We start from the raw sequence: 25,498 nt of genomic DNA on the forward strand, positions 1-25,498 counted from the left end.
AAGGGGGCTGGCGTTGAGCGAACGCTTCGCGTTCGCGATCCTCGAAGGAGCTGTGCTCCCTCGGCGCTATCCGGGAAGACGGGCGACGCAAGCCGCGAGGGATCGAAGGTCTCTCCGCCCGTGCGAACGGACGCGAAGCGCCCGTGAGTAGACACCGAAACGAGCACAGCGAGTGAGGCGCGCAGCGAGCTATTCGTGAGCGAAGCGAGCGAATACTTCCCTCCGGGCCAACCGCTGCCGACGCACGACCGGTCGTCCGATCGATCCGTTCGCCCGACGACGATCGACCGGCTACCGTCTACTCGCCGTTCTCGACCGCCGTCTCGAACCCGTCGTCGGTCCGGGCGACGCCCGCCGCACAGACCGCGTGTTCGAACTCGAGACCGTAGGCCTCGCTGGCGGCCTCGGCGGCGTCGTCGGCCGCGAACGCGAACGCCTCGGGGGCGTTCTTCTCGTAGGTCGCGACCAGCGTCGGCTCGTCGACGGTCTCGACCAGCAGGGCGTCCTTCCGAACCGTGCCGATCAGCGCCTCACCGTCCGCCCCGATCGTCGCCGCGATCCGGGGGGTGTCGTAGTCGTCTTTCTCGTAGTCCAGCGCCAGCAGGCTCTCGGCGAGCGCGTCGCGAGCGGGGTAGCCGAGTTCGAGTTTCTCCGCGATCGGATCGACGTGCGAGCCGTTGCCGAAGGCGGCCGTCTCGCCCGTCGGCGTCTCGACGATCCGCAGGCAGTTGTAGGAGACGTAGGGGTTGTCCGTCTCCGAAGCGTCCGCGGTGGGACCGACAGTGAGCGCCTCGTCTCGAGCGCTGATCTCGCGGTTCGGGAACGATCGCGAGGAGACGCGATACGCGCCGACATCGGGGCCGACGATCACGAAGCGTCCGACGTACATGCTCGGGAGTGCGCGAGAGAGGGGAAAAGGCGTGTCGGTTCTCGGGTCCGTCAGTTCATATCGGAAGGGCCGGCCAAGCGAGGCATGGCGACGGAACGGGAGTGTCTCGAGGCGTTGCTCGAGGCGGCAGACCGACTCGGCGAATCGCCGACGAAGGCACAGTACGAGGCGTTGGGGCTGACGCCCGCGTCGGCGACGATCATGAAGGTGTTCGGCGGTTGGAACGTAGCCAAGGAACGCGCGGGGTTAGAAACGTTCGACCGAGGTGCAACTGGCGACAGTGACGTGAAGCCGAAACCCGAGTGGGTCGAACTACCGGACGACGTCGAGTGGGAGGAACTCACGAGCCAACAACGGTGGTACTACAAAAATCGCGAGGAACGACTCCGGCGAAAGGACCGTCGTCGGGAGGAGATTCGACGGTGGCTCCACGAATACAAGGCGGAGAACTGCGAGTGCGTCCGTTGCGGGGAGACCCGACCGGCGTGTCTGGATTTCCACCACCCCGGCGAGAAGGAGCGCGGTATCGCGAGAATGGTCGTCAACGGACCCTCCAAAGCGAGCATTCGGGACGAAATCGACCGCTGTATCGTTCTCTGTGCGAACTGCCATCGACGCGAACACTACGAACCACCGGGAAGCGATTCCACGTGAGTGCTATCCGCGAGTTGCCTGCATCACGCGTTTCGGGTTCGACCCAGTTCGTAACACTCTAATACGCATCCCCCATACTACCGAGTACGTCGTCGGTAACTGGAATCCGACGAAACATGTCAAGTCCCGTAGGGTAGTGGCCAATCCTGAAGCCTTCTGGGGGCTTCGACGCTGGTTCGAATCCAGCCGGGACTACTCCTCGCGGTTCATTTCGAGTCGTTCTCCAGTCACGGGTGGCGGTTTCCAGTTGAAACGAAGGGGTCGATCGAACGACGTTCTCGAGTCGATCGGAACTGTGGCGTCGAATCACTCCCGCTCGTACGCCCCATCCTGCTCGAGTTTGCCTCGCTCTCGTAACACATCCGGGGTGCGACAGATACCCGGCTCGCCCGTCACCTGCGGAACGACGCAGTTGTTACAGCTCTCACAGATCACGCGTGTCTCGTCGTCGGCCTCGAGCAGTCTCGCCCCCAGTCGCGGCTCGGCGTAGAACGGGCGGGCCATCCCGACGGCGTCGCAGGCCGGGTCCGCGTCGCCGTCGCCGAGCAAGCGGTCCATCTGCCCGCGTTCGCGGATGCCACCCTCGGCAAGCACCGGAATGGACACCTGCTCGCGAACCCGGCGGCAGAACGACTCGTTCCAGGCGGGGTCGAAGTCGTAGACGAGCGACTCGAGCCAGTTGCCGACGGCCACCAGCCGTTTTCGGAGCGGGCCGCCGAAGACCGTCTCGTAGTCGTCCTGAAGGTCTTCGAGGTCCCAGGCGCGGTCGGGGTACTCGCCGCGGACGATGCTCATGTCCCAGGCGACGGAGGCCTGGACGGGGACGACGGCGTCGTAGCCGATTTTCTCGAGGCGACGGGCGATCTCGACGCCGTCCTCGAGCGAGAGCTTGCGTTGGACGATCGGGCTGGGCGGGGCCTCCGTTTCGGCGGGGACCTTGGTCATCAGGGGGACGTCGCCGGCCCGGTCGCGGATCTCGTCGTGGACGAGCGCGAGGAACTCGAGGCGCGCCTCGGGCGAGCCGCCGAACTCGTCGTCGCGGCGGTTGTAGAACGGCGAGAGGAACTGCTGGACGATGCCCATATTGGCCCCGGCGAGGTGAATGCCGTCGTAGCCGGCCTCGACACAGTAGGCGGCCGACCGGCCGAAGTCCGCCGCCAACTCGTAGACCTCGTCGGTCGAGAGGACGTGGGGGTCGTACGAGAGGAATCCGACACGATCGAGCAGCCGCAGCTGCCAGGGCAGGTCCGAGACCGCGAGTTGCTCGAGGTCGGGGTGATTCCGGCGGTACTCGGCGTGCCAGGTCTCCATGCTCCGCAGGCCGCCGTACTCGAGTTGGGCGAAGATCTTGCTCCCGTGGTCGTGGATGCGGTCGGTCAGTCGCGACAGCCGGGAAACGAATGCGGGATCGTGGACGCGGGTCATCCCCGGCGCGGCACAGCCGCCCTCGCCGCGGACGATCGTCGCCCCCTGGCAGACGAGGCCGACGCCCGAGGCGGCCGTCGGCTCGAGTTCCTCGATCAGCGCGTCGACGGCGTCGGGGCCGTTGCCCGCACACTCGAGCACCGGCGCGCGATAGAGCCGGTTGGGCACCGTCACGCCGCCGATCTCGAGCGGCTCCTCGAGGGTCGCCATACCCACGCTTTCACGGGATCGTACAAGAGCGTGGCGTCCGGGTTCGACGGACGATCAACCCGACGCCGAGGAGAGGCCGCCGTCGTCATCGTCGCCCTCGTCCGAATCGACGCTCGAGCCGTCGATTCCATCGCTCGTATCGTCGGTCCCGTCACTCGAGTCGTCGCCGTCCTCGAGGCCGAGCAGGGTGTCCTCGGAGAGCGAGAGCGTCGCACCGAGGTCCTCGAAGTCGGACCGATCGGGGGTCACCCACGGCACGAGGTCGCAGTCGGTTCGGTCGATGCCGGCGTCCTGGTCGACGAAGATGTCGGTCCGCATGTCGAACGAACACTGGATCGCGTCCTCGTCGTCGGGGATGGTCAGCGTCTCGCCGTTGACGTTCATCGCGAGTTGAGCGCGGAGTTCGGCGTCGGTGAACTCCTCGTTGTCGACGTGGGTGGCGAACCAATCGACGACGTCGTCGTTCTCCAGGTCGGCGACGAACGTGATCTCGCGGCTCGTCCGGGGCGGAATCACGGCGTCGTAGCCGCCGTGCAAGAGTTCGACGTCGTGTGCGTCCCACTCGGCGACGAAGCGGTCGTTGAACTCGAGTTCGCCGGTCAGCGCGGGCGTCGGCAGCGGGTAGGCGTTCGGGTTGTGTACCTCGTAGGTCAGGTGTAGCTCCGTCCGGTTCTCGGTGACGTTCCCCCACGTCGCGTCGGTGTCCCGGATCTCGACGGTCGGTTCGACGAACTCGCCCAGCGGACCTTCGCCCGTTCCGACCGGCGACAGCGAGTGGGTACCCTCCATCGCGCCCATCGCCTCCGCGATCATCGGCTCGAGGTCGGTCTCGACCTCGTCGGTGTGGGTATAGGACGGAGAACCCGAGAGCGGCCCCAGTGCGACGTGGGCCGTCACGTCCGCCTCGAGGTCGCTCAGCTCGTCGTTCTGCACGTGGGCGACCCACCAGTCCGGTAACTGCTGGTAGCGGAGGTCGGTGCGGATTTCGGTCGTCGAGTTGCCCGAGGGGACGCTGACGTCCTCGACCGTTCCCGCCGCGAGGTCGACGTCGTTCATCGCCAGGTCGTAGTCGACGGTCACCCCGTCGAGTTCGATCCCCGGATTGGGGTTGTCGATCCAGGCAGTCGTGATCACCTCGATCCGTTCGTCGTCGACCTCGCCCCACTCGTTGTCCGCGAGGCCGGCGTCGGGAATCCCGAGGACGCCCGTCGCGAACAGGCCGCCGATCGCGACGCCGCTACAGAGGACGAGCGCCAGCCCGATCTTCGCCACCTTTCCGAACATGTCCGGATTTCTGGAACCCAAAGATATTATAGGTGTTGTATTTCCCGGGACTCACGGTACCCGCCTCTACCGGCTCGAGAGTCGGTCTCCTCGGGGATATCGGCTCGGTCCGATGGCCGCTCGTCGGTGACGCAGAACCGCGAAGTGTCCCGGTTGTCTGCGGAGACGTCGTCGCCGGCCCACTCATACAGTGTACGTACCGTCCGCCACCATCCGTCATGCAGTGGCGCGCGCTGTCGGCCAGCCGAACGACTGTGAGGCTGGCCGGCGAAACCGCGAGAGGGATGAACGAGCGACTAGTGCGGGGCCGAGGTCCCGCATACCATGCGAACGGGCAGAGCGCGGCGCTACGCGCCGCGATGTCGGGGCGGCGCAGCCGCCCCGCCGTGCCCGTGAGCAGACGACGGGAGCGAGTGAATCGGCTGGGGAGTACGAGGCGCGAACGGAGTGAGCGCCTCGAAACGCGAACGGGGAACGAACGCGAGGGATGAGCGAAGCGAATCCCTCGGAGACCGAACGGGGAACGCAGTGACCCGTGAGCAAGTGACCCGTGAGCGGCGTGGCCACTCCTCGAGTCCACGATAGCGGAACGCTCCGGTCCGATACTACCTCTCTAGTCGATCGCTCAAACTAGCCGGTCATTCAAATCGGTCACTTCTCGACCTCGAGCAGGGCCACCCGTTCCCGGACGAGCGCACCCAACGAGGCGTCGGTGGCCGCCCGCTCGGCGTCGGTAACGTCGAAGAACTCGCAGAGGACGGGTTCGTCGCTCGAGGCCAGCGTCGGTTCCTCGGCGACGACCGCCGCGAGGTCGGCGACGGCCTCGAGCGCCGCGGCTTCTCGCTGGGCAGGCTCCCCGTCGGTCTCGCTCGCGGGGTCGGCGTCGAGCAGCACGACGGCCTCCGTCTCGCCCTCGTCGACGCCCATCTCGAGAGCGCGATCGATCTGCCGGCGGCCGGCGGCGTACAGCAGGATCTCGACGGCCCGGTCGCGGGCGACGTTCTCGCCGCGGTCGATGGCCCGGTCGGCCAGTTCGACGGCCCGGTCGAGGTGGGCGTGGTCGGCGACGTAGCGGGCGTCGAAGGCCTGGATCGTCACGCCGTGGCGGTCGCCGATCTCGCCCAACTCGGCGACGAAGGCGTCGAGGTCGTCGATCGCGAGTCGGCACTCGAGTAGCTCCATCAGAAATCACCCAGGCTGGACTGGCTCTCGTCCGAGTCGGCGCTGTCGGCTCGAGCCGCGGGGTCGGTTTCGGCGTCCGATTCGCTCCCGGTGGCAGTCGTCGCCGCAGTGCCGTCGGGGTCGACCGGTTCGACGCCGTCCATCGAGGGATCCTCGCGGCCGGCGTTCTCGAGGATGGTCTCGGCCGTCTTCTCGCCCTTGAGGACGCCGAGGATCACGCCCTTGTCGGCGGTCCGCAGGTCCGCGGGCTCCTCGATGCCGGCCTCGTAGAGCCGACGGGCGCGCTTGCGGCCGACGCCGCCGACCGAGACGAGTTCGAGCAGTTCCTCGCCGACGCCGTGTTCGACGCGGGCGCGGGCCTCCCGGACGGCGACGGTCCACTCGCTGTCGATCTCGCGGGCGAGCGACTCGGCCGCGCCCAGCAGCCACTCGGCGGTGTCGACCTTCCCGCGGAGGTCGCCGGGGCCGATCTTGTACCGCTCGGTGATGCGCTCCTCGTCGTCCTCGTTCGCCCAGTCCTCGAGCAGTTTCCCGGTCTTCAGCGCCGCTAACCAGTCCTCGAAGCGGTTCTCCTCGAACTCGCTGGGCGCGTCGCCCAGCAGCTCCGCCTCGCGCTCGTAGTAGAGCTCGCCGAACGTCTCGTCCTCGCCCGAGCGCAGGTAGAGTTCGTACATGTCCGGCGTCCGCGAGACCAGCTGGTAGAGGCCGAGCGCGGTCGGTCGCTCGTCGGCGCTCTCGAGGCCGTGGACGATTTCGGCGGCGCTCATCGGATCGAGGTAGAGCCGCGAGACGGTGTGACCGAGGCTGGTCGCCGCGAGGTCCTCGTCCGGGCCGTTCGAGCCGCCCTCGGCGAGGTCGGCGGCGGAGGTGAACGCGTCGCCGGCCGAATCGTCGCCTCCCCCGCCGCCGGAGCGCTCGATGAAGTCGTTGCGCTCGAGGTAGTCGAGCACGTCGTCGGTAACGCGCTCGAGGCGGCCCGACTCCGAGGACTGGCTCGCATAGAGCGTGGCCTCGAGGAACTCGAGCAGGCCCTCGCGGGTGCGGGCAAAGCCCGAGGCGATCGTCGCGAGGACGTGGGTCCGGAGTGCGGGTTCGGCGGCGAGTTTCGACTGGACGGGTTCGGGATCGGCCCAGACGTAGCGGTCGAACAGTTCGTCCTTCTCGTCGTGACTCTTCGCGAGCAGCACGGCCTCGCCGTAGGGGTCGAGCCCCGGGCGACCCGCACGACCCATCATCTGGTGGACCTCGAGGACGTCCAGCGGAGCCATCCCACCGGCGGTGGGATCGAACCGCCGCCAGTCACGGACGATCACGCGCCGGGCCGGCGTGTTCACGCCGGCGGCGAGCGTCGGCGTCGCCGCGATCACCTTCAGCAGGCGGTCGCGGAACGCGTCCTCGACGAGCGAGCGCTGGGTGGAAGAGAGGCCGGCGTGGTGGAAGGCCGCGCCGCGTTCGACGCAGTCGGCGAGATCCGCGCTGGTCTCGGTGTCGCTGTCCTCGCGGATCTCCGCGGCGAGGTCGGTCAGATCGGCGCGCTCGCCGTCGGTGAGTTCGCGACTCGCGACCTGGCCCAGCCGGCTCGCCGCGGCCTCGGCGTTGCGCCGGGAGTTGACGAACACCAGCGAGGAGCCGCCCTCCTGGAGGATGTCCCGGACGAGCGCGGCCTCCTGCTTCTCGCTGCCCTCGACGGGGACCTCGCGGGTCGAGCCGTCGTCGAAGTGTAGCGCGTTCCCGTAGTGGACGCCCATCTTCAGGTCGATCGGTCGCCAGTCGGTGTCGACGAGTTCGGCGTCGAGCCAGTCGGCGATCTCGTCGGCGTTGCCGACCGTCGCCGAGAGCGCGACCTGCTGCATGGTCGGGTTGAGCCGTCGGAGTTTCGCCAGGGTCACCTCGAGCGTCGGGCCGCGCTCGCCGTCGTCGATGAGGTGGACCTCGTCGGAGACGACGCACGTGAGTTCGGAGAGCCAGTCGGCCCCGTTGCGGACCAGCGAGTCGACCTTCTCGCTGGTGGCGACAACGATGTCCTTCGTGGCGAGCCACTCGCTGGTCGACTCGTAGTTACCCGTCGCGACGCCCGTCGTCACGCCGAACGCCTCGTAGGCCTCGAACTCCGCCTTCTTCTCGCTGGCCAGGGCTCGCAGCGGGACGATGTACAGCGCCTTCCCGCCGCGCTGGACGGCCGACAGCATGGCGAGGGCGGCGATCATCGTCTTGCCGCTCGCCGTGGGGACGGCCGCGACCAGGTTCTCGCCGTCGGTCGCGCCGGCCTCGACCGCCTCGGCCTGGGGCGGGTACAGTCGTTCGATCCCCTCGTCCCGGAAGTGCTCGATCGCCCCGGGCGGGAGCCCCGACAGCTCCTCGATGTTCATTACCCGCGCTTGGCGCGTCCCGCGGTTTAAACTGTCGTCTCTCGTCTTCCCTCGAACCCGCCCTCGAGCGACGGAGGGTTTTCGTATCGGGACGGACGTAGCGAGGACCAGGAACGTACCTGATCACTATCGACGAGCGACTCCAATGACTGAACGAGACGTTATCGAGAAGTACGAATCGCTGATAGAATCGTTCCTCGAAGGGGAACTCTCTGCGACGGAGTTCTCCGAGACGTACCTCGAGGAATTCAAGAACGAAGAACCCGGTCTCTCCGAAGCTACCTTCGAAATACTGCAGGCCCTCTTTCGCGAAGCTGACGCGTACTGTGAAGACCCCACGCTCCGTGACTCGTGGGATATCGGCGACGAGGAACTACGGGACGCGGCGGCCGAAGCGGCAGCGCAACTAGAGGATGCCACGTAACGACTGGAATCGGTGATCGTCGGGTAGCGAGTTGCGACAGTACCTGCTGGTCACGGAGCCGCTCACGTCCGCCAGCAGAGATGAGGATGATACCTACGGAGAACGCGGACCGCCAACCAGACCCGATCGCAGTTACCGCTCGAGGCCGACGAAAAATCACGTGGCTCGAGAGCACGATCCTGGAACGGCCGACTGGGGTTCCTCTTTACGGGACGCTCCCTGCGACAGGCTGTGAAGAACTCCGCAAACGATTCGAGTCCGAGTTCCCTGGCGTCGAGATAACGCCGAGTGACGACCCGGAGCTGAAGGAGGCCGAAGATGTCCGAAAACGCACACGCAGTCGGTGAACGCGCCCTGGAATTGCTGGTCGAGTACGGCTATGGACCGAAACGAGAGATCGACGGCTGTACTGACGAGGAACTCGCACAGCTGGAAGCCGAATTCGACGTCGAACTCCCCGACGCGTACAAGTCCTGTCTGCGTCACATCGGGAGACGAACCAACGGGTTTCTTCGGGGCAGCGAGTTCACCTACCCCGCCCCGAAGTATCAGCGGGATTTCCTCGAGGACTGCATCGAGCGGTGGGATCTCGACGCCTCGCTCGAGGAAACCGAGTTCGTCTTTCGTGGGCTACAGGGGTCCGCCTTCTGGGTTTTCGACACCGAAGAAGGGGACGATCCACCGGTGTATCGCTACCAGGAAGACGCGACCCCGCAACTGGTCGCCGATACGTTCTCCGAGTGGCTGTATAGCGAAATCAGCGACGAAAGGGAACCGCACGACTGACTGTATCTGACCGAGACGGACTGCTCAATAATCAGACAGTGGCTCTGCACTCGACCGTCCGGGAACCGAATCGGGTCCACACGCGAGCGACAGCCTGCTCGAGGTCGCCGACAGACCGATTGCCGTCGCGATAGTAGGTCACGTCATGGCCGATCCCGACGCCGTCCTCGTCCCTTCACTCGGTCGTCCCGGCGATCCGGAGGCGCTCGCGTACGCTCTCGAGACGTTTTCGGACGCGGCCGTGGTGCTCCTCGCCGTCGTGACGCCGCTCGACGCTCCGCTCAGCGAAGGCGGTGTGCTCGAACGGGACGCGGAGCGAACGGCACAGGCGCGCGAGCACGCCAGTGAACTGGTCGACGCCGTGGACGGCGCTTCCGACCGCGTTCGGATCGAGACCGCCGAGGGGCGTCCGGGGACCGTTATCCCGCAGTACGCGGCGGACGAAAGCGTCGATCACGTCGTTATGTACGGCCACGACCGACGGACGTCGGGACTCGTCCGGCGCGTCCTGGGCCGTGGAGTCGCGACGACGGTCGTCGATCGGACCGCGGCACCGGTGACCGTCGTCGACTGAACCGGCTCGCCACTGCCCGGTTCAAACGGCGACCGGACCGACCGAGACCGCTGGTCAGCTACCGATGACCGCCGCGAACAGCCGGTAGAGTCCGTAGCCGACGACCGTCGAACTGGCCAGCGTCAGCAGCCAGAAGGTGATCGTGACGCCGATCTTGCGCGTCGAGACGCCGGCCGAGCCGCCCGCCAGACCGCCGCCGATGACTCCCGAGAGAATGATGTTGTTCAGCGAGATCGGAATCCCGAGCGCGATGGCTAGCTGGGCGATGACGAACCCGGGGACGAGCGCCGCGATCGAACGGCGGACGCCGAGCTGGGCGTACTCGCGTGAGGTCGCCTGCAGGAGTCGCGGCGCGGCCATCCACGCACCGGCGAGGATGCCGGCCGCACCGATCGACAGCAGGACGATCCCCGGCAGCCCGAGTTCGACCCGGAAGAGGTTCTCGAGCGGCCCGGTCGCGAGGCCGACCTGCGAGCCGCCGGAGGAGAACGCGACGATCCCCCCGAGCACGAGCAGGAACGATCGGATGCCGCCCTCGACGGAGACGCGAACGCGACGACGAACCCAGGCGAACGCGAGCGCGCCGACGGCGACCGTCACGACGACGGTCCCGAGGTCCGCGTTCCCGACCAGCGTCGGTCCGCCACCGACCTGCCGGGAGAGCGTTCGGGCGAGCGTCCCCTGGTCGGCGACCGGATCGGGGAGCACGCCGAGGCGGACGTTGGCGACGATGGCCCCGACCACGCCCGCGAGCAACGGGACGCCGACGGTCTCGGGGACGTCGTCGCGCCGCAGGACGACTGCGGTGGTGTACGCCAGCCCGCCGGACATGATCGGCACCAGCGCCCAGAACGTGCCGAGTCGCCGGTAGGTCGCGAGCGCCGGATCGCCGCCCAGCGAGAGACCGACGCCGATCATCGCGCCAGTCGTCGCGAACGCGGCGGGGATCGGATACCGCGTGTAGATGCCGACCCCCATGAACGCCGCGGCCGTCAACAGCCCGGCGGTGGCCGCCAGCGGCGTGATCGTGACGCCGTCGATGAGGTCCGCACCGACCGTCTCGGAGATGCTCCCGCCCTGCATGAGCGCTCCCGCGGCCGCGAGCAGGCCGATGACGAATGCCGCCTGCATCGTCGAGATGGCGTTCGCACCGATCGCCGGGGCAAAGGGCGGCGAGTTGCTGTTCGCGCCGAGCACCCAGGCCATGAGCAGACAGGTGAGCACGGAAATCGCGACGAGCACGGCGAACGAGGCGGCGACCATCCGTCCGTGTGCTTCAACGAACCCGTGGAAAAGCGTACCTCCGGTCGCGTCGTACGGATTACTGTAACGATGTACCGGCGCACCCGCGACCCGGGCTGCGGGTGCGCCGGAAATGACGTACAGTAAACCGTATCAGTCTCCGTCCGATCGCGCACGCAACACGGCCCTGTAGTGGGCGTCGCCTTCGGCCCGGTGGACCTCCGTCACCCGCCACGGCGTCCCGACAGTTGCGTCACGCAATCTGTCAGGCGAACACAGCAGGAACTGCAGCGTCGGGCCGATCTCCCAGGCGTCCTCGCCGTCCGTCTCGTCGATTTCGGCCGCGTCGCCGTCGCGTCGGTACTCGAGGTGGAAACACCGCCGCGCAAGCCCCTCGCGGGGATCCGGTCGGTAGCCCAAAAACTCGGGTCCGAGGCGGGTCGGATCGTAGTTGTCGACGATCGCGAGGCCGCCCGGTGCGGTGACGCGGGCGAACGCAGCGAGGAGGTCCCGCTCGCCGGCCAGGGAGCCGCCCAGGCCGAGTTGCGTGCCGAGACAGCAGACGGCGTCGAACCGGTCGCGATCGAACGCGAGGTCGAACATGTCCATCACGCGGGCGTCGTCGACGCCGCGTTCGGTCGCCGTCCGGACGGCCCCCGGACTCGCGTCGATCGCCGTCACGTCGACGCCCCGGTTCTGCAACCACAGGGCGTACTGGCCGCTGCCACAGCCGACGTCGAGGACGGTCTCGCGGTCGGCCAGTCGCTCGAGGACGGCGATCGTGCCGTCGCTCCACGCTTCCGGCGGCTGGAAGTAGTGCTCGCGGACGCGCCCGTCCCCGGTCTCCGGTCCGTCGCGGTACAGCAGGGTTCCGGGATCGCCCCGGCGGAACGCGAGCATGGCTCGTCCGAGCGGATCGGACGATTCACGCGATTCGATCGGCCGGCGTCCGGCGTCCGTCATACCCCACGAAACGGGTGCAGGGACGAAAAGCCGTATTGAAGTATGGTTCCGTGTAACACGTAGCACAGTTCGGAGAAAAGCGGCTCGAGCGACCCCGACACCGGGACTACTGGCGTAGATCGTTCGTCCAAGGCTGGGGACGGTCGGCAACCGATCGATGGTGCTTTATCCCAACCGCTTCGAACGACGAACGAACAGCAGTGTTCGGAAGCGACGAACGGGTACGCGGGGGCTGGCTGGACCGGAGAACCGTCGGAAAGACGGCTCTCGGCTTCGCAGTCGCCGTGATACTCCTGTTCCTGCTTGGTGCCGCCGTCGGCTGGGAGGGGACGCTCGAGCGACTCCGGACGGCCCACCTCGGGTGGGTCGTGGCGGCCTGCGTCTCGACGCTGCTGTGTCTCGCCGCGTGGGGGAAGACCTGGCACGTCGTCCTCGAGGCGGTCGGCGTCTCGGTCTCCTACCGCCGGCTGTTCGTAACCTTCCTCGCGGGAGCCTTCGCGAACTACGTCACCCCGATGGGGCAGGCCGGGGGCGAACCGTTCGTCGCGTACATCCTCTCCCGCGACACGGGTGCCACCTACGAACAGAGCCTTGCGAGCGTCGTGACGGCCGATCTGTTGCGATTGCTCCCGTTTTTCACCGCCGGCGGCCTCGGGCTGGGCTACCTGCTGTTCGAGGCCGGGCTCCCGGGGGCGCTCGAGAACCTCGTCGTCGTCCTCGTCGCGGTCGCGGTGATCCTCCCGCTCGTCATGGCGATCACGTGGTGGACCCGCTACCGCCTCCGCGAGATCGTCCTCCGGCTGCTCGAGCCGATCGCCACCCGGACCGAGCGGATTACCATCGAGTCGATCGCCGAGCGGATCGACCGGCTGTTCGAAGCGCTCGAGCGGATCGCGGACTCCCCTCGGGAGCTCGTGATCGCCATCGCGTTCACGTACGTCGGCTGGGTGCTGTTTGCACTCCCGCTGTACTTCGCCGGGCTCGCGCTCGAGACGCCGGTCTCGGTGCTTCTGGTCTGCGTGCTCGTGCCGATCTCCGTCATCGCCGGCTCGACGCCGCTGCCCGGCGGGCTGGCGGCCATCGAGGGGACGCTCGTCGCGCTCCTGCCCGTCATGACCGTGCTGTCGACGACCGACGCGCTCGCGGTCACGACCGTCTACCGGCTGGCGAGTTACTGGTTCGTGATCGTCCTCGGCGGGGCCGCCGCGCTGTGGGTGATCAAACGCGCCTGAGCTCCCACCGCTAACGATTTACGCCGATCGGCCCAAGCCCCGCCCATGAAGGTCGAGTTCGACGAGGACACCTGTATCGGGATGTTCCAGTGCGTGGCCGAGTGGGACGCGTTCGTGAAGGACGAATCCAGGGGGAAGGCCATCCTCGAGGACAGCGAGGAACGCGAGGACGGCGTGTTCGTCCGGGAGGTGCCCGACGACGCCGAACTCGACGCGAAGTTCGCCGCGCGCACCTGTCCCGTGGACGCGATCACGATCTACGACGACGACGGCGAGCAGGTGATCCCCTGACAGACGCCGGCAGTTTTCCTTCTCCTCACCGTCGCACCGCCGCATCCACCAGTTCCGATTCGGCCGTCCGGAGCAGCGTCGACGCCGCACTCTCCGAACACTCGAGCGCCGCCGCCACGTCGGCCAGCGACGCCGTCCGCGGGACGTCGTAGTAGCCCAACTCGCGGGCCGTCGCCAGGGCCTCGAACTGTCGCGCGGTGAGTCGTCCCGCGAGCGTCTCCGCTCTCCGCTGGTGGTCGCTCACGCGTTCGACCTCGACGCCGATACCGTCGGGGAAGCGATCCAGCAGGCCGGCAAGCGCGTCGGATTCCCCGAGGACCGTAACGTGAACGGTCTCGCGACCGGTGTAGACGATTGGCGGCACGATCACGAGTCCCGGATCGTCGAACGCACCCATCAGCGCCGCGTCGGCGGCGCGGACGTCCATCACGGCGTACGCGTAGAAGGTGTCCTCGTCGACCGGCGTGAGATCGAACCGGTGGACGACCTCGAGGTCGAGTGCCGTCTCTCGGATCGCGTCGCGATCGCCGACGATCAGCGAGAGGAACCGAACGCGCTCGGTCTCGGGATCGACGTGCCAGGAGAGCAGTTCCTCGCGCTCGAACTCGATGGCGGGCGGCGTCGGTACGGGGAGTCGCATCCCCTTCGGCAAGCGAAGCGTCAGATCCGCCGATTGCATACGCCTCGTCTCGTCGCCAGTTATAAAGAAGTTCAGTGCTTCGCCCGAGAGACGACGTTAGTTCCGGGGCTACGTTCGATCATGTCCGATACGCAGCCACCGCGAGTCGACGCCGAGGCATCGACGACGGCCGATTCCGCGAACGCGCCGCGGCCGCCGCGACTGGGCGGGCTCCCGCTGGTCGGGAGTACGCTGTCGATCGCTCGCGACCCGTTCGGCTTCCTCGAGACGGCGCGCGAGACCGGCGACGTGGTCGCCTACGATGCGTACGGCACCGAGTCCGCGCTCGTCTTCGATCCGGAGGTGGTCGAGTCGGTGCTGGTCTCCCGGGCCGACGCGTTCCGAAAGGGCGAGTTCGAAACCGATTTCGGCGAGCTCATCGCCCCGTCCGGGGTCGCGTTCACCGAGGGCGAGCGGTGGCGTCGCCAGCGCCAGCTGTTGCAGTCGTCGTTCACGCCGGCTCGAATCCGCTCGTACGCCGAAGTGATGGTCGACGAGGCGGCGACGCTCGTCGACGGCTGGGACGACGGCGAGACGATCTCGCTTCGGGAGGAGCTATCGCGATACTCCCTTCGCGTTCTCGCCCGGTCGCTGTTCGACCTGCCACTCGAGGACGACCGCACCGCGACCGTTATCCGCGCCGCAAACGCCGTCAACCGGTACGCTTCGCCTCGCCGACTCGCGATCGGCGGGCTCCTGCCGTCGTGGTTCCCCGATCGCGTCGAACGCGAGTACGAGGACGCCATGGCCGACCTCGAGACCCTCGTCGCCGATCTGGTGGCGCAGCGACGCGCGGCGGACGCGACGGGCGACGACCTCCTCTCGCTGCTCGCCCGCGCGGAGTATCCCGACGGCTCGCGGCTCGCCCCCGAGGCGGTTCGGGATCAACTCATCACGTTCCTGTTCGCCGGCCACGAGACGACCGCGACGACGCTGACGGTCGCGTGCTGGCTACTCGGTGGTGACGACGCCGTGCGGGCCGAACTCGAGCGCGAACTCGCGGCCGTCTGTGGCGACCGCGATCCGACGGTCGGAAAGCTCGGCGACCTCGCGTACACCGAGGCGGTCGTCAGGGAGGCGCTACGGCTCTATCCGCCGGCGACGGGCGTCTACCGTGAGCCGACGTCCGACGTGGTACTGGGCGGCTATCGCGTTCCGGCCGGGACGACCCTGCAACTCTCTGTCTACGGGATTCAACGCGACGAGCGCTGGTGGAACGAGCCGGCGACGTTCCGACCCGAGCGGTGGCTGGCGTCGGGAACCGGGACCGAGGACGGCGGCTGGACGCTCGAGGACGACTCAGACCGACCCGAGTACGCCTACTTCCCCTTCGGCGGCGGCCCCCGTCACTGTCTCGGGATGCGCTTTGCGATGACCGAACTGCAACTCGCGCTCGCGACGATCGTTCGTCGCGTCGAGTTCGATCCCGTCGCCGACGCGCTCGAGCCGTCGCTCGGGGTGACGATCGATCCCGGTCCGGCGGCGGTTCGCGTCCGGCCGCGACGGGAAAAGTAGTCGCTGGCGCTGTCTTACGCGATCTCGTCGTACTGCTCGGAGAGCTTCTCGGCGGCCTCGCCCAGCTGGTTGCGCTCGAACTCCGTGAGGTCCCACTCGACGATCTCCTCGACGCCCTCGGAACCGAGTTTGACGGGGACGCCGAAGGCGGTGTCCTCGTGGCCGTACTCGCCCTCGAGCGTGACGCTGCAGGGCAACACCTCGCCGGTGTCGCGGAGGATGGCCTCGACAGTGTGGCCGACGCCGGTGGCGGGACCCCACTGGGTCGCGCCTTTCTTCTCGATGACGTTCATCGCCGAGGTCTGCAGTTCCTCGAGCAGTTCCTCCTTCTCGTCGTCGGAGAACTCGAGGTCCTGGCCGTTGACGCGGACCTTCGAGAACACGGGGACCTGCGCGTCGCCGTGCTCGCCGAGGATGGTCGCCTCGACGTTCTGGACGGGCGCGTCGAAGCGCTGGGAGATGACGTAGCGGAACCGCGCGGAGTCGAGGCGGCCGCCGAAGCCGATCACCTTCTCGCGGGCACGGTCGCCCGACTCGTAGAGGTGTCGGTTGAGCAGGTCGACGGGGTTCGACGTAGTGACGGTGACGAAGTCGTCGTTGTGTTCGGCCAGCGAGGAGCCGATGTCCTCCATGATCGGCGCGTTGTCGCCCGCCAGGTCGATGCGGGTCTGGCCCGGCTGGCGCGGGATGCCGGCGGTGATGACGACGACGTCCGAACCGGCGGTGTCCTCGTAGCCGCCCTGTCGGATCGTCGTGTTCGAATCGTACGCTGCGCCGTGGTTGACGTCGGCGGCCTGGCCGATCGTGTCGTCTTCCTTGTCCGGGATGTCGACCAGTACGAGTTCGTCCGCGATGTCACGAAGCGCGATGTTGTAGGCAGCGGCGGCCCCGACCGTTCCGGCCGCGCCGACCACGCTAACTTTCGTCATACCACGTAAAACTCGAGCAGCCCCTGCGTTAAATCCGTCGGAATCCCCACGCAAGCCTGATACTGACGATGAAAAACACGTCGATCGTCGAAAATTCCGACTAATATATCTGTCAGAATATCGGAACCGCTGTCGCCGGTACCGGCGTGATCCACACGCGACGCAGTCGACGATCGGCGAACGGAATATCGAATCGATCTTGGGACCGCGCGCCGCCCATTCCGTATGGGATATCGCGTCAGCGTCATCGGCGGCGGACGGATCACCGACGAGGCACGCGAACGCGCGGTCGCGGTCGGTCGCGAACTCGGCTCCCGGGACCACACGGTCGTCTGTGGCGGCCGCGGCGGCACGATGGAGGCCGTCTGTCGCGGCGCGAAAGCCGAAGACGGGACCACTATCGGCATCCTCCCCGGAGAGCAGCGCCACGCCGCAAACGAGTACGTCGATACGGCGATCGCCACGGGACTCGGCCATGCCAGAAACGCGCTCGTGCCGCTGAACGGCGACGCGGTCATCGCGCTCACAGGCGGCGTCGGCACCCTCTCGGAGATCGGTTTCGCGGGGATCTACGACCGGCCCATCGTCGGCCTCGAGACCCACGAGGTCGCCGACCTCGAGATCGAGACCGTCGAGACGCCCGAAGCCGCGGTCGACGCCGTGGAGGCGGCGCTCGAGCCATGAGCGGCGGCGAAGGCGACTCTGGCCCCGAGGGAGATTCGGACGATCCCTACGCCCTCCGCGAGGAACTACCGGATCCCGAGACGTTCGCCCGGCTGCGCGAGGCGGCCGGGATGTCGCCCCGATCGCTCGAGGGGATCGAACGGGGCCTCCCGAACTCGTTGTTCGGCGTCGTCGCGGTCCACGAGCCGACCGGCGAGGTCGTCGGCATGGGTCGGATCGTCGGCGACGGCGGGACCGTCTACCAGATTTCGGATATGGCCGTCCATCCCGCCCATCAGGGCCAGGGGCTCGGGACGCGGATCATGGAGGCCCTCGAGGGCTACATCGACGAGACCGCACCCCCGGACGCGTACGTCAATCTGCTCGCGGACGTCGACGGCTTCTACGAACGGTTCGGCTACGAGGAGACCCGCCCGGCGTCGAAGGGGATGTACCGCAGAACCGAGTGAACGGCCGAGTACAGCGATGGCCCCGCACGGATCCGTCGTGTCGTAGCTTTTTCGACGGTGTAGCCCGTGGCTGTGGATATGAGCGACAGCGACGCAGGCGACGACGGGGGGATCGACAAGGAAGCCCTGCGCGAGGAACTACGCGAGAAGTACGAACGCGACGAACGGGAACGGGAGGCGACCCAGCGGATGAGCGACCTCCTGCTCAAGGGCGCGACGATGACCAACGCCCACTGTGGCACCTGCGGCGATCCCCTCTTCCAGCAGGACGGGACGACATTCTGCCCGTCCTGTCACGGCCGTCCCGAAGCCGTCGAAGGAACCGAGGTCGAGACGGCGGGTCAGGGGGCCGACGGTGACCAGGCGGCGGCCGACGCCGACGGGACTCCAACGAACGCCGACGCAACTGCGGACGCCGACGCAACTGTAGACGCCGGTTCTGCGTCTGCGGCCGAACCCGTCGACGACGCGAACGACGACCGTCGGGGCGGGACGGCCCGCATCGACGCCGACGCGAGCCCGAAGGCTGGCGATGGGGCGGCAACCGACCCTGCATCGGCACGGTCGGAGCCGACCGGCAATCACGCCCGGTCCGGGGGCGATCGCTCGCCTCCCGAGTCGACGCCCGAACGCTCGAGCCGTCGTTCGCCGCGACGAACCGACGCTGGCGGGCGGTCGCGGGGGGACGCGACGAGTGACCTCGAGGGTGCCCGCGACTCGCTGCGGCAGGCCCTCGAGAAGTTCGCGGCCGAGGCGGCCGCGACGGACGATCCCGGATACGCCAGGGAGTGTCTCGAGGCCGCGCGCGAGGCGAGCGAGACGCTGAACGCCCTCCGGTAAGCGCCGTCGGGACCCGCAACGGACGCGCTCGAGTCGCGACCGCCGTCGACGGACCCGATTCAGTTTCGGTTCACGTATCCTATCCGTGTCGGGGAACATGTTCTCGGGACTTCCCGGGAATCAGGAATCACCTTCCCCCCCTATACGCCGGCTCTTCTTAGGTTCAATCGTCTATGACCGATCGTATTGGTGCCCCCGGCAACGGACTCTCTCGACGCGAACTGCTCATTGCGACCGGCGGCGCGGCGGCCCTGGCGGGCTGTACCGGCCGTTCCGATCCCGGATCGACCCCGACGAACGAGACCGACGACGATACGGACGAGGACGACGACGGGTCGGACCTCCCGTGGACGAGTGCTCCGGAGGTCGTCCAGGTCGACGAACAGGGCGGCCACGTGACGCTGCGTTCGGTGACCTCCCGTCACGCCGTCCACCCGCTGGATTCGATGGGCGGTCCGGTCGAACTCCCGCGGGTCTGGGCGTTCCAGGCCGACGACCGCGATCCCAGCGTTCCGGGACCGATTCTCCGAACGACCGAGGGCAACGACATCGAAGTCACCCTGGATAACACGGACGCCGACCACCCCCACACGCTGCACTTCCACGGCGCGAAGAAGACCTGGGAGAACGACGGCGTCCCGACCACGACCGGGATCACCGTCGAACCCGGCGAGAAACACACCTACACGATTCCCGCGAACGTCCCGGGTACACACCTCTATCACTGCCACTACCAGACCCACCGTCACATCGACATGGGGATGTACGGCATCTTTCGCGTCGATCCGAAGGGGTACGAGCCGGCGGACAAGGAGTACTTCTTCACCATCAAAGACTGGGACTCCCGGCTGAACCGCCAGCTCGACGGCGAGGACGTCTCGTACAGCCCCCGTGAGCGCAACCCCGACGTGTTCACCATCAACGGGAAGAGCCTCCCGCGGACGCTCCACCCCGAAGACGGCTCGCCGATCATCGTCGACCACGGCGACACCGTTCGCCTTCACATGGTCAACGCGGGCTATATGTCCCACCCGATGCACACGCACAACCACCGCTTCCGCCTCGTCGAGAAGGACGGCGGCCAGGTTCCCGAGGCGGCCCAGTACGAACAGGACGTCACCAACATCGCTCCGGCGGAGCGCCACACCGTCGAGTTCGAGGCCGACGCCGACCCCGGCATCTACCTGGCCCACTGCCACAAGGTCGACCACGCCATGAACGGCAACGTCTACCCCGGCGGGATGGTCAACGGCATCGTCTACCGGGAAGCGATGGACACCGATATCTTCGCGGATGTGATGTCCTACGCCGGCTACGAGGGTTGAAACGGGTTTTTACGGCCGAATTCCTCACGTTCGACGCGACTCGAGACCGCCGGTCAGTCGAGAAACCGCGACTGGACGTCCTCGCTCGGCATCATGCACTGCTCTTTCTTCCCGAAGAGCCGGTAGCGATTGGCTGCGACGAGGTCGTAGCCCCAGTCCCGAAGCCGACGCGGGAGGTATCGAAGGGGACGTGCGAGCGCGTAGATCCCGCCGAGAATGGACGCGATGCGGATGACGGCCGCGGACTTCACGTAGACGTCCTCGCCCTCGATCAGAACGATCGAGTCGAGTTCGTCGCCGGCGAGGCCGTGGGTGGTCAACAGCCGCTCGCCGACGTCGGACTGGAGCGACGCGAAGTGAAAGCGTCCCTCGGGATCCCGCGGGACGAGAAACTGGACGAAGCCGGTACAGAGGTTACAGACCCCGTCGAAGAGCACGATCGGGTCGTCGATCTCGAGGGGGTCGTCGGCAGCGTCCGTCGGTGACTGCTCGTCGGCCATTCGGGAGGATCGTAGGGGGCGCGTCGTGTTCAGAATTCCGGTCGCGGCCGCCGGATCGAAAGACCGTTCCGGTCAGGCGTTCGTCCCGAGCGCCCCGCGTCCACCGAGACGGTCGTTGAGCCACCCGCCGACCAAGCCACCGACCGATCCGACGACTACCAGGACGATCGTCAGGATCGCGACCGTGAGCACGCCCGCGCCAGCCGAAGAGAGGGCCATCCCCCACGAGTCACCGACGAGATCGACGAGTATCGCGTTACCCCACCAGTCGCCGACAGCGGCGACACCCTGCCGGACGAGAATCGGCACCCCGCCCGCGAGGCCGGTAACTACGCCTGCGCGGATTCCGATCACCGGCCGCGGCCGATACAGATACCCCGACACGATACAGGCGGCGAACAGCGGCGTCGCCGAAACGGGATCGGGGGTATACGCCAAGTTGATCCCGACTGTAAGAGGAATCGAAGCGATTCCGAGGAGGATGGCGACCCGAAACTGCCGGAGGGATTCGGTACCGCCGGGACTCGTAAGCGGGGACACGTGTGTAGTACCCGACGACAGATACCATCGCTCGGACCAAAGGTCTTGTCTCCACGACACGAACGCGTCGGCAGTTCGGCGGCCGTCCCCGGTCGCCGACCGTCCGACCCGAGACGACGGTCGATCCTCCGAGCCGAGACGACGCTCGAGCGCCCGAGGAGATCCGACTCCGTACGCACTCGGCGACCACGCCCCGCGGTTCAGCCCGGACCGGCGTAGTCGGTGCCGATAACCTCGCGGATCCGTTCGGCCGTCACCTGACCCACGCCGTCGGCTTCCTGCAACTCCTCCTCACTGGCGATCATCACTTCCTCGACGGTGCCGAACTCCGAGAGCAGCGAGCGCGCCGTGACGGGACCGATCTCGGCGATCGAGGCGACGACGTACTCCTGCTGTTCGGCCAGGGTCTTGGCCTGCTTCTCGCCGTGGATCGAGACCTCGCGGTCGGCCACTTCCTGTTCCCGGCCGGCGATCGTCGCCAGGAGTTCGGTGGTGTCCTCCTCGCTCTCGGTTCGCAACACGCTCGCGCCGAAGTCGACGGCCAGACTCGAGAGCGCACCCCGAATCGCGTTCGGGTGGATATCGCGCTGTTCGTACAGCCCCTCGCCCTCGACGACGACGATCGGCCGCGAGTAGTGTCTGGTCATCGCGCCGACCTGCTCGAAGACCGACCGGTCCCCGCCGACCAAGGAATCGACGAAGTCCGCGGTCGATTTCCGCTCGACGACGACGCGATCGGAGAGGACGTAGTCGCCCACGTCGAGCGTCTCGAGGCGAACCTCGTACTCCTCGCGCCGTGAGAGTTCACGCGCGATGTTCGCGTCCATCTCGCGCTGGTCGGCGACGATCGCGACAGCGTCGCCCTCGGCCGACGGAGCGTGCGTCTCGACGTCCTCGTCCCCCCCAGGTGCGTCGGAATCGGTACTCGGATCCGAGTGCTCCGAGCCGAACGTCTGGAGTCCCGGCTGGTCGGCAACCCCCCCGTTTCCGGTGGACGAATCGCCGACTGCGTCGGTGTCACCCGCCCCGCCGTTTACGTTCACCCCGCTCTCGTCGGGATCGCCCTCGAAGTCGGTCAGCGCCTGCTGGGAGTCGTCGAGTTCCTCCTCGAGGTCGTCGGCCATCCCCTTTAGCTCGCGGAGTTCGTCCTCCATCTCCTGTTCGCGGCGTCGGGAGATCCAGAAGTAGGCCTCGTCGCGGGTGTCCTCGGCCATCAACACGACGACCCGACCTTCCGACTGGCGACCCGTCCGCCCCTTGCGCTGGATGGAGCGGATCGCGGTCGGTACGGGTTCGTAGAAGAGCACGAGGTCGACCTCCGGGACGTCCAGGCCCTCCTCGGCGACCGAGGTCGAGACCAGCACCTCGAACTCGCCCGCGCGGAACTCGTCCAAGACCTCCTGTTGCTCGGTCTGGGTCATCCCGTCGCTGCCCTCGCGGTCGCCCTGGCCGACGAACCGCTTGGCGTCGAAGCTATCGGAGAGGAAGTCCGTGAGTGCTTCCGCCGTATCGCGGGACTCGGTGAAGACGATCACGCGCTCGCCGTCCTCCAATCCCAGCGTCTCGGCGAGCAGCATCCGCGTCTTGCGGTATTTGGGGTGGATCTCGTCGAAGTCCTCGGCCTTCCGCATCGCCTCGCGAACGCGGGGGTCCGAGACGAGTCGCTGGCTGGCCTTCGACGCGCCCGAGGACCGGGCCTGGTTGCGCTGGCGGTCGAAGTACCGGCGGACGGCCTCGACGCTCTGGGTCTCGACCAGCGTGACCGCCTGGCGGAGCTTCATCACCTCGGCGTGGATCGACATCCCCTCGAACCCCTCTGACTGGTCGTTGTTGATCAACTGCTGGAGCTCCGCGCGCATCCTGTTCAGGTCCTTCTGGGACTGATCCGGTTGCGTCGAGTCCGCGATGCCGAGTTCCTTCAGCTTCTCGAGGCGCTCTTTGATCACCTCGTTGAGCGCGTCGCGGATCTCCAGCACCTCCTCGGGAAGCTGGATGCGCTCCCACTCGACGTCGGTGTCGTGGGTGTACTCGGCGACGTCGGCGTCGTCCTCGGTCATCACCTCGACCTCCTGGATGCCGAGGTTCTCACAGACCTCGAGAATCGCCTCCTCGTCGCCGCCGGGCGAGGCCGACATCCCCGTCACGAGCGGATCCGCGGCGTCGGCGTGGTAGCGTTCGGCGATGTAGTTGTAGGCGTAGTCGCCGGTCGCGCGGTGACACTCGTCGAAGGTCAGATGCGTCACGTCCCGCAGCGAGATCCGTGAGCCGACGAGGTCGTTCTCGATGACCTGCGGCGTCGCCAGCACCACCGTCGCCGCCTCCCACAGCGCGGCCCGGTCGTCGGGACTGACGTCGCCCGTGAAGACGACGATTTCCTCGTCGGGGACCTGCAGCGCCTCGCGGTAGAAGTCGGCGTGTTGCTGGACGAGGGGTTTCGTCGGCGCGAGCATCAGGGATTTCCCGCCGACCTCCTCGAGCCGACGGGCCGTCACCAGCAGGCTCACGGTCGTCTTCCCGAGCCCCGTCGGGAGACAGACGAGCGTGTGGTCGTTCGCGGCCGTGCCGGCGAGTTTCAGCTGGTAGAGTCGTCGCTCGAGGAAGTTCGACTCGAGTAACGGATGCTCGATCGACGGCGGTTCCTCGTCCTGGGCTGCCATCGACGGAGGTTCATCGCCGCCGTGAATAAGGATTCCCGTACCGCGGCGAAACTGAAACGCGTGGGGTCCACCCGAGGATCGGGACGGCTCCAGTCCGTTCTGACGGATGGATGGCGACCCGGGAAAGGACCTTGTAGTATACGGACGCGTGTGAGCAAATTCATTCGCGTCGACGAGGAAATCCACGCGGCGCTCGAGTCGCTGAAAGGCGACGATGAGACGTTCGACGATCTCCTCTCGCGGCTGGTCGAGGAGCGTCGCGAAACGGCCCGTGAAGGCGCGGGCCTCTGGAACGACACCGACGCCGCCGAGAAAGCTCGTGAGGCGCGATCGGAGATGAAGCGCAGCGTCGGCGATCGATGACGGTGTACGATAGCAGCGTCCTCATCGACTATCTGGAGGGCGACGACGACGCTGTCGCCTACGTCGACGACCACATCGACGAACGCGCCGTCGCACCCTCGCTCGTTCTGTTCGAAATCTATCAGGGCGAGGTGTTCAAGAGCGATCCGACGGACTTCGCCGCCGTCGATAGTGCGCTCGAGTGGCTACCGATCGTCGACGAGACGAAGGCGTTTGCACGCGCTGCGGGCGAACTACAGGACGAACTCCGCCATCACGGCGATCCGCGCGCCGCTCGTGATGCGTTTATCGCGGGTGCAGCGGTCGAACTCGACGAACCACTCGTCGCGTCCGATAGCGATTTCGACGTTTCCGGACCGTCCGAACGACTGGAGATCGAACGTCTCGTCTAACGGAACCACTGCAGGTCGATGTACACCTGATCGGAAGCCGGGAGCGTGGTGTTTCCCTCCGAGTCGGGACTACGGGACGACCCAATCGAACGCGTCGAATCAGCGAAAGGAACGATCGCACGAACTCGGTTACGAGGGCTCAGAGGGACACTTCCCCTCGAGAACGACCGGACGAATCGCACGACTGCATGGCGACTCGAGTGGAAATGGAGGGGTCGACGGGGTCGACGACTCGAGTCGAAACGGCGGGCGTCGAGGACGAGGTGTCCGACGCGGCGACGGGAGCCTCGAGAGTCAGTCACGGAGCGACGCCGACGGTCAACAGCGTGCCGTACTCGCGGTAGCGTTCGACCATGTCCTCGCGGGTGTCCCACTCCTCGGTGGGGAACTCGGCTTCGCTGGGGATGGTGATTTCCCGATCGGGGATGTTGTCCTGTTCGGCGACGTGCAGGCCCGCCTCGCGGAACGCTTCACGGTACTGCTCGCGGTCCCAGCGGGTCATCTCGATCGAGATGCGGTCTTGCCACTCGTGGGAGTGGACGTTCTCCTCGTAGTAGTTGACCGCACAGTAGAAGGTCCCACCCGGCCGGAGGATACGGGCGACTTCGGCCAGGGTGTGGTGGGGATCCGCCGCGTAGTAGAAGGCTTCCATCGACCAGATGTGGTCGATCGAGTCGTCGGCAAAGGGCAGGTGGTCGAAGTCGCCCACGACGTACGCGACCTCCGGATCGTCCGTATAGCCCGCGGCGTTGCGGGCCATCTCGGGCGCGCCGTCGAGTCCGTACACCCGACCCGCGTCCTTCGTCTCGCGGAGGGCACGACCCGCGTACCCGCTGCCACAACCCAGGTCGAGGACGGTATCGCCGGGTTCGACCGGCATTCGTGCGAGTGCGTGTTTCGCCGTGTGCCAGTGTCGTTCCTCCATGCCCTTGTCGCGGCCGGTCGCGGCCCACTCGTCGAACTCCTCGCGAACGCTCATACGTGATCTTCGGTCCGATTTCTGAAAACCCGTTCGACTCGAGTCGCCGTTGCGGTCGCGTTCGGCCCGAAGCCGTGGACATCCGCACGCTTAAGGGGGAGTCGAAAGTTGTTCACACCAG

At 67.1% G+C, this 25,498-nt stretch carries 26 protein-coding genes and 1 tRNA gene; 14 read left to right on the plus strand and 13 right to left on the minus strand.

From position 1 onward, the window contains the following. Positions 1–298: 298 nt before the first annotated feature. Positions 299–889, minus strand: a complete 591-nt coding sequence (locus TX79_RS17370; RefSeq protein WP_049928894.1) for an IMP cyclohydrolase — start codon at positions 887–889, stop codon at positions 299–301. Positions 890–973: 84 nt separating this feature from the next. On the opposite strand from TX79_RS17370, the gene TX79_RS17375 reads away from it, so the two are divergent. Further along, positions 974–1,543 carry a homing endonuclease associated repeat-containing protein gene (locus TX79_RS17375; RefSeq protein WP_049928895.1) on the plus strand — a complete coding sequence of 190 codons (570 nt, stop codon included), beginning with the start codon at positions 974–976 and terminating at the stop codon, positions 1,541–1,543. Between the two features lie 122 nt (positions 1,544–1,665). Continuing rightward, a tRNA-Gln gene (locus TX79_RS17380) sits at positions 1,666–1,738 on the plus strand. Positions 1,739–1,849: 111 nt separating this feature from the next. Here TX79_RS17380 and TX79_RS17385 read toward each other — a convergent pair. From TX79_RS17385 to TX79_RS17400, 4 genes are all read right to left on the minus strand, one after another. Beyond that, positions 1,850–3,178, minus strand: coding sequence for an oxidoreductase (locus tag TX79_RS17385; protein WP_049928896.1), 1,329 nt, complete (start codon positions 3,176–3,178; stop codon positions 1,850–1,852). A gap of 54 nt (positions 3,179–3,232) precedes the next feature. After that, entirely contained in the window at positions 3,233–4,462 is a 1,230-nt protein-coding gene (locus TX79_RS17390; RefSeq protein ID WP_049928897.1) for an LEA type 2 family protein, read from the minus strand. A 651-nt stretch (positions 4,463–5,113) separates the two neighbouring features. Then, the gene (gene cgi121 / locus TX79_RS17395) at positions 5,114–5,644 is read right to left on the minus strand and encodes a KEOPS complex subunit Cgi121 (RefSeq protein WP_049928898.1); all 531 of its coding nucleotides are present in this window, start codon (positions 5,642–5,644) and stop codon (positions 5,114–5,116) included. Further along, positions 5,644–8,013: an ATP-dependent DNA helicase gene (locus TX79_RS17400; protein ID WP_049928899.1), complete on the minus strand. Its 2,370-nt coding sequence runs from the start codon at positions 8,011–8,013 to the stop codon at positions 5,644–5,646. The genes cgi121 and TX79_RS17400 overlap by 1 nt, the downstream gene beginning before the upstream one ends. 145 nt (positions 8,014–8,158) lie before the next feature. On the opposite strand from TX79_RS17400, the gene TX79_RS19770 reads away from it, so the two are divergent. From TX79_RS19770 to TX79_RS17415, 3 genes are all read left to right on the plus strand, one after another. Then, positions 8,159–8,437, plus strand: coding sequence for a colicin immunity domain-containing protein (locus tag TX79_RS19770; RefSeq protein ID WP_049928900.1), 279 nt, complete (start codon positions 8,159–8,161; stop codon positions 8,435–8,437). Between the two features lie 318 nt (positions 8,438–8,755). Beyond that, entirely contained in the window at positions 8,756–9,223 is a 468-nt protein-coding gene (locus tag TX79_RS17410; RefSeq protein WP_049928901.1) for an SMI1/KNR4 family protein, read from the plus strand. Between the two features lie 145 nt (positions 9,224–9,368). Then, a complete protein-coding gene (locus TX79_RS17415) occupies positions 9,369–9,797 on the plus strand; it encodes a universal stress protein (protein WP_049928903.1) in 429 nt (142 codons plus the stop codon). 54 nt (positions 9,798–9,851) lie between these two features. Here TX79_RS17415 and TX79_RS17420 read toward each other — a convergent pair whose 3' ends face one another. Both TX79_RS17420 and TX79_RS17425 read right to left on the minus strand, forming a co-directional pair. Next, complete coding sequence (locus tag TX79_RS17420; protein WP_049928904.1) at positions 9,852–11,060, minus strand: inorganic phosphate transporter; 1,209 nt, start codon at positions 11,058–11,060, stop codon at positions 9,852–9,854. Positions 11,061–11,192: 132 nt separating this feature from the next. Further along, positions 11,193–12,002, minus strand: coding sequence for a class I SAM-dependent methyltransferase (locus tag TX79_RS17425; protein WP_049928905.1), 810 nt, complete (start codon positions 12,000–12,002; stop codon positions 11,193–11,195). A gap of 200 nt (positions 12,003–12,202) precedes the next feature. Here TX79_RS17425 and TX79_RS17430 point away from each other — a divergent pair, with 200 nt between their 5' ends. Next, positions 12,203–13,234: a lysylphosphatidylglycerol synthase transmembrane domain-containing protein gene (locus tag TX79_RS17430; protein ID WP_049928906.1), complete on the plus strand. Its 1,032-nt coding sequence runs from the start codon at positions 12,203–12,205 to the stop codon at positions 13,232–13,234. Positions 13,235–13,279: 45 nt separating this feature from the next. Then, on the plus strand, positions 13,280–13,525 hold the full coding sequence (locus TX79_RS17435) for a ferredoxin (protein WP_049928908.1): 246 nt from the start codon (positions 13,280–13,282) through the stop codon (positions 13,523–13,525). A 25-nt stretch (positions 13,526–13,550) separates the two neighbouring features. Here the strand turns inward: TX79_RS17435 and TX79_RS17440 are convergent, their stop codons facing one another. Beyond that, positions 13,551–14,204 (minus strand): helix-turn-helix domain-containing protein, encoded by a 654-nt coding sequence (locus TX79_RS17440; protein WP_049928909.1) that lies wholly within the window; start codon positions 14,202–14,204, stop codon positions 13,551–13,553. 81 nt (positions 14,205–14,285) lie between these two features. On the opposite strand from TX79_RS17440, the gene TX79_RS17445 reads away from it, so the two are divergent. Beyond that, positions 14,286–15,719 (plus strand): cytochrome P450, encoded by a 1,434-nt coding sequence (locus tag TX79_RS17445; RefSeq protein WP_049928910.1) that lies wholly within the window; start codon positions 14,286–14,288, stop codon positions 15,717–15,719. Between the two features lie 14 nt (positions 15,720–15,733). Here TX79_RS17445 and mdh read toward each other — a convergent pair whose 3' ends face one another. Continuing rightward, entirely contained in the window at positions 15,734–16,648 is a 915-nt protein-coding gene (mdh, locus tag TX79_RS17450; protein ID WP_049928911.1) for a malate dehydrogenase, read from the minus strand. Between the two features lie 225 nt (positions 16,649–16,873). Between mdh and TX79_RS17455 the strand changes: the two genes are divergently transcribed. The 4 genes from TX79_RS17455 to TX79_RS17470 all read left to right on the plus strand — a co-directional run bounded on the left by TX79_RS17455 (position 16,874) and on the right by TX79_RS17470 (position 19,946). Continuing rightward, complete coding sequence (locus TX79_RS17455; protein ID WP_049928912.1) at positions 16,874–17,332, plus strand: TIGR00725 family protein; 459 nt, start codon at positions 16,874–16,876, stop codon at positions 17,330–17,332. After that, positions 17,329–17,781, plus strand: a complete 453-nt coding sequence (locus TX79_RS17460; RefSeq protein WP_049928913.1) for a GNAT family N-acetyltransferase — start codon at positions 17,329–17,331, stop codon at positions 17,779–17,781. The genes TX79_RS17455 and TX79_RS17460 overlap by 4 nt, the downstream gene beginning before the upstream one ends. 78 nt (positions 17,782–17,859) lie before the next feature. Continuing rightward, positions 17,860–18,621, plus strand: a complete 762-nt coding sequence (locus TX79_RS17465) for an Sjogren's syndrome/scleroderma autoantigen 1 family protein (RefSeq protein WP_049928914.1) — start codon at positions 17,860–17,862, stop codon at positions 18,619–18,621. 173 nt (positions 18,622–18,794) lie between these two features. Then, complete coding sequence (locus TX79_RS17470) at positions 18,795–19,946, plus strand: multicopper oxidase domain-containing protein (RefSeq protein WP_049928915.1); 1,152 nt, start codon at positions 18,795–18,797, stop codon at positions 19,944–19,946. 53 nt (positions 19,947–19,999) lie between these two features. Here TX79_RS17470 and TX79_RS17475 read toward each other — a convergent pair whose 3' ends face one another. The 3 genes from TX79_RS17475 to TX79_RS17485 form a co-directional block, all read right to left on the minus strand. Beyond that, a complete protein-coding gene (locus TX79_RS17475; RefSeq protein ID WP_049928916.1) occupies positions 20,000–20,446 on the minus strand; it encodes a thiol-disulfide oxidoreductase DCC family protein in 447 nt (148 codons plus the stop codon). Positions 20,447–20,518: 72 nt separating this feature from the next. Further along, a complete protein-coding gene (locus TX79_RS17480) occupies positions 20,519–21,046 on the minus strand; it encodes a DUF5518 domain-containing protein (protein WP_394325000.1) in 528 nt (175 codons plus the stop codon). Between the two features lie 140 nt (positions 21,047–21,186). Next, positions 21,187–23,643, minus strand: a complete 2,457-nt coding sequence (locus tag TX79_RS17485) for a DEAD/DEAH box helicase (protein WP_049928919.1) — start codon at positions 23,641–23,643, stop codon at positions 21,187–21,189. Between the two features lie 150 nt (positions 23,644–23,793). Here TX79_RS17485 and TX79_RS17490 point away from each other — a divergent pair, with 150 nt between their 5' ends. Both TX79_RS17490 and TX79_RS17495 read left to right on the plus strand, forming a co-directional pair. After that, positions 23,794–24,006 (plus strand): antitoxin VapB family protein, encoded by a 213-nt coding sequence (locus tag TX79_RS17490; protein WP_049928921.1) that lies wholly within the window; start codon positions 23,794–23,796, stop codon positions 24,004–24,006. Continuing rightward, positions 24,003–24,398 (plus strand): PIN domain-containing protein, encoded by a 396-nt coding sequence (locus TX79_RS17495; protein WP_049928922.1) that lies wholly within the window; start codon positions 24,003–24,005, stop codon positions 24,396–24,398. The genes TX79_RS17490 and TX79_RS17495 overlap by 4 nt, the downstream gene beginning before the upstream one ends. 298 nt (positions 24,399–24,696) lie before the next feature. Here the strand turns inward: TX79_RS17495 and TX79_RS17500 are convergent, their stop codons facing one another. Then, positions 24,697–25,377 (minus strand): class I SAM-dependent methyltransferase, encoded by a 681-nt coding sequence (locus tag TX79_RS17500; RefSeq protein WP_049928923.1) that lies wholly within the window; start codon positions 25,375–25,377, stop codon positions 24,697–24,699. Positions 25,378–25,498 lie beyond the last annotated feature (121 nt).

Origin of the sequence: Halopiger goleimassiliensis, from assembly GCF_000455345.1 — an archaeon.
GTDB classification, from domain to species: domain Archaea; phylum Halobacteriota; class Halobacteria; order Halobacteriales; family Natrialbaceae; genus Halopiger_A; species Halopiger_A goleimassiliensis.